General features: G+C 68.9%; 4 protein-coding genes. 3 read left to right on the top strand and 1 reads right to left on the bottom strand.

Annotated elements, in window-relative coordinates:
* The 3 genes from AB0I52_RS32710 to AB0I52_RS32700 all read left to right on the top strand — a co-directional run.
* Positions 1-288: peptidase inhibitor family I36 protein (locus AB0I52_RS32710; RefSeq protein ID WP_363078790.1), on the top strand; the 288-nt coding region annotated here is incomplete at its 5' end.
* Positions 289-829: 541 nt separating this feature from the next.
* Positions 830-1,483: a hypothetical protein gene (locus AB0I52_RS32705; RefSeq protein WP_363078788.1), complete on the top strand. Its 654-nt coding sequence runs from the start codon at positions 830-832 to the stop codon at positions 1,481-1,483.
* 262 nt (positions 1,484-1,745) lie between these two features.
* Entirely contained in the window at positions 1,746-2,537 is a 792-nt protein-coding gene (locus AB0I52_RS32700; protein WP_363078786.1) for an IS5 family transposase, read from the top strand.
* Here AB0I52_RS32700 and AB0I52_RS32695 read toward each other — a convergent pair.
* A complete protein-coding gene (locus AB0I52_RS32695) occupies positions 2,494-3,042 on the bottom strand; it encodes a hypothetical protein (RefSeq protein ID WP_363078784.1) in 549 nt (182 codons plus the stop codon). The two genes, AB0I52_RS32700 and AB0I52_RS32695, sit on opposite strands and share 44 nt — an antisense overlap.
* Positions 3,043-3,253: the final 211 nt, after the last annotated feature.

The raw sequence follows: 3,253 nt of genomic DNA, 5'->3' as shown, positions 1-3,253 counted from the left end.
GCACCGCCCCCTCTCGTCACGAGAAGACCTGCCCATTTCCGCACCAACCCACGTCCCCACAGGTCAGGGCTTCCCTCGAAACGAGCCGCACCCAACTCCGATTGGAGCGCCTGGACCATCAACAACCACGACTCGTCCTGGTACAACCACGGGACCTCGGGGCTGAACGCCTGCGTCTGGCAGGGCTACTACTACACGGGCTCGGTCAAGGTCGTGGCGTCGGGCACCTCGTCCCCCCAGGACGCCGCCCATGCCCACCTGGGCAGCTCCAACAACTGGGGCTGCTGAAGCCCAGCTGTCGGCGGCCCGGAAGTCCTCCGGGCCGCCGACACCCTCACGAAGACCGGGCTCGGCCGCGGCTTCCCGGTAGAAGGGGCGGCGGTGGGATGACGAAAGAGGTCGACAGGTCATGGCAGATACCAATGCTTCCGGGCCGCCGCGCCTGCGCCGGGCGACGCCGGAGGCCGGGGCCGAGCCCGTAGCCGCGTCGCCTCGGCGGCGCCTTCGGGGCCCTGGCGCCTGCCTGCTGCTAGCGGTCAGCCTGCTTCTCACCGGCTGCGGAAGCAGCGAACAGCATGGGACCGCCTCGGCGCCACTGCCTGCGCCCCCAGCGACCTTGCAGGGCGCACAGGGAGACCTGACCCAGGAGGCCGCACGGTATCTGTATCGCGCCGAAGGCCGCTTGGTAGCACAGTGCATGGCAGACGCCGGGTTCACATACGTCGTTCGCGAGCCTCCCGAGCAAGCACTTGCGGGGGCCAGCGCCGCCAACTACGGCCGCCTGAGCGTCACCACCGCGCGTCGGCACGGATACAGTTCACCCTCGCGAGTGAACGACGCGGTCAGCCAATTCGTGGCCGACGACCCGAACCAGGCGTATCTGGCCTCACTGTCACAGAGTCGGCGGCAGGACTACCCCGTTGCGCTCTTCGGACACGACGACACCCGCCTGACCATCGACCTGACCGACGGCGAGAGCATCACCACCAACCGCGACGGCTGCACGTCCCAGGCCCGGCGCCTGCTCTACGGACCGGACCTGGTGACGTGGCTGGGCAACCAGTTCATCGCCAGCAACCTGAATGTCGAAGTTCACCGCCGTGTCACCTCCGATCCCGCCTACCTCACAGCGGTGAACGAGTGGCGGACCTGCATGAAAGGCCGCCATCAGGCGTTCACGACACCAGAAGCCGCGCGCCAGGCCGCTGCACGAACCCGCGGCGCCGACGAGGCCGGCTCCACCCCGGCCGCCGCGGAGATCGCGATCGCGGTGGCAGACGCCGAGTGCCAGCGCGGAAGCCGGCTCGTCAACGTTGCCGAACGTCTCGACCGCCGCTACCGCACCGGCGTCTCGGCAGAGCGCTCAACGGAGATCAGCGCCTACCGCCTGGCTCGTGTCGAAGCGGTTCGGCGTGCACCGGGACTTTGCAGAGCCGCTGACTTCGACACCAGCATGCTGTCGGCGTACTTGCCTACTGAGTAGCTGTTGTCGTTCCGACCTTGAGGGGTGGGTATCGAACGGGAGTCTCGTTCGGGTGATCGCGGCCGGCCGTGGGCATGAAGGCAGGGCCTCTTGGTAGCTCGGGGTTGCGAAGCCGACCGAGATCCAGGAGACCCTGTTGCCGCAGTTGTACGTGTTCGCACCGGTGGAGTTCGACTCGGCTGCTCCGGCGTGTGATTGCATCGCTCACCGGTTCGGTAATGCGGCCGATCACCCGGAACGTGTTCGGCGGTATCCCTCGGACATGACGGACGCGGAGTGGGTCGTGGTCCGGCCGCTGCTGCCGGTGCCGGGCTGGCTGCGGGGCCGGGGCGGGCAGCCGGAAGCCTACTGCCACCGGGCGATACTGGACGCGGTCCGATACCTCGTCGACAACGGCATCAAGTGGCGGGCGATGCCGGCCGACTTCCCGCCGTGGGACCGGGTCTACGCGTTCTTCCGCCGCTGGCGCGACCACCTGCTGGTCAGGGAGTTCCATGACCGGCTGCGCGGCCGGGTTCGCGAGGAGGCGGGGCGGGATGCGGAGCCGACGGCCGGTGTGATCGACTCGCAGTCGGTCAAGGCGGACGCCGTCGTCGGCGCCGACAGCCGCGGCTTCGACGGTGGGAAGCTGATCAACGGCCGCAAGCGGCATGTGGTGGTCGACACCCTCGGCCTGCTGCTGGGCGTGATGGTCACGAGCGCGGACATCGGTGACCGCGCCGCCACGAAGGTGCTGCTCGCCCAGGTGTCCGAAGCCCACCACCACCTGGAACACGTCTGGGCCGACGGCGGTTACACCGGCAGCCTCGTCGAGCACTCCCTGGCTGCGTTCGCCCTGGTCCTGGCGATCGTCAAGCGCAGCGGCGACATGCGCGGATTCGTGGTGCTGCCCAAGCGGTGGATCGTCGAGCGGCTCTTCGCCCACCTGATGCGAAGCCGCCGCCTGGCGCGCGACTTCGAACGCGGTACCAGCAGCGCCGAGGCGATGGTCTACTGGTCGATGGCTATGATCATGACCCGCCGTCTGGCCCGCACACGCCCCGCGCGAGCGTGAACCGGCCCGGCGCCGGCTCGGCCAGCCAGCCCCGCGCGACCAGGCGTTTCGCCTTCGACCGCAACGCCTCTACCTTGGCCGGCACCACGTCCATACCGAACGCGGAGGCCATCTCCTGGCAGGTCAGCGGGCCCTGACCGAGACGGACCCGGTCCGCGAGCGCGGCCAGGATGCGTTGATAGTCCGCCGACAGTGCCCTCCGGGCCAGCCCCTCGCGCCAGACCGGAACCTGCGACTTCGTCTTCGCCGCCACGGGCGGTGACGCCCGCACCTCGGCCTCTGTCCCCGCACCGCCCGGCCGCTCGGCGGCCACCGCGTCAGCTGAATCGCCGCCCGGCACGGACAGCGCCGCACCCACACGCTCACGGGCGATCGTCCACTCCAACCACTCCTGCTCAGCCCTCGCGAGCTCGGCCTGGATGCGGTCGACTTCCTCGCGCAGCCCGTCGACTCGACGCCGAGCGGCGAGCTCGTGCTGTTCCAGCAGTCCGACAACCGACGACATTCGCGACCTCCACGGGAGCGACGAAACGACGATCCATCACTCCCACACCGACGCCGCCCCTACCCCTGACCAGCGAAAACGCAGTCGTCAGACTCGGAAAGACAACAGCTTCTGAGACCACCAACGTCGAAGGCCCCCGCAGCAAGCTGCGGGGGCCTTCGACGTATTGCCCGGTGAGAGCAATGGCGGAGGATACGAGATTCGAACTCGT

The sequence above is a fragment of the Streptomyces sp. NPDC050423 genome (genome assembly GCF_040655445.1).
GTDB lineage: Bacteria > Actinomycetota > Actinomycetes > Streptomycetales > Streptomycetaceae > Streptomyces.
Note: the sequence above shows the minus strand (reverse complement) of the source record. Positions and strands in the feature narration are given on the sequence as shown.

What these genes read in the sequence shown, in the direction of transcription:
- AB0I52_RS32700 (WP_363078786.1), top strand. Translation starts at nt 1,746, where the DNA reads ATGACGGACGCGGAGTGGGTCGTGGTCCGGCCGCTGCTGCCGGTGCCG.
- AB0I52_RS32695 (WP_363078784.1), bottom strand. Translation starts at nt 3,042, where the DNA reads ATGTCGTCGGTTGTCGGACTGCTGGAACAGCACGAGCTCGCCGCTCGG.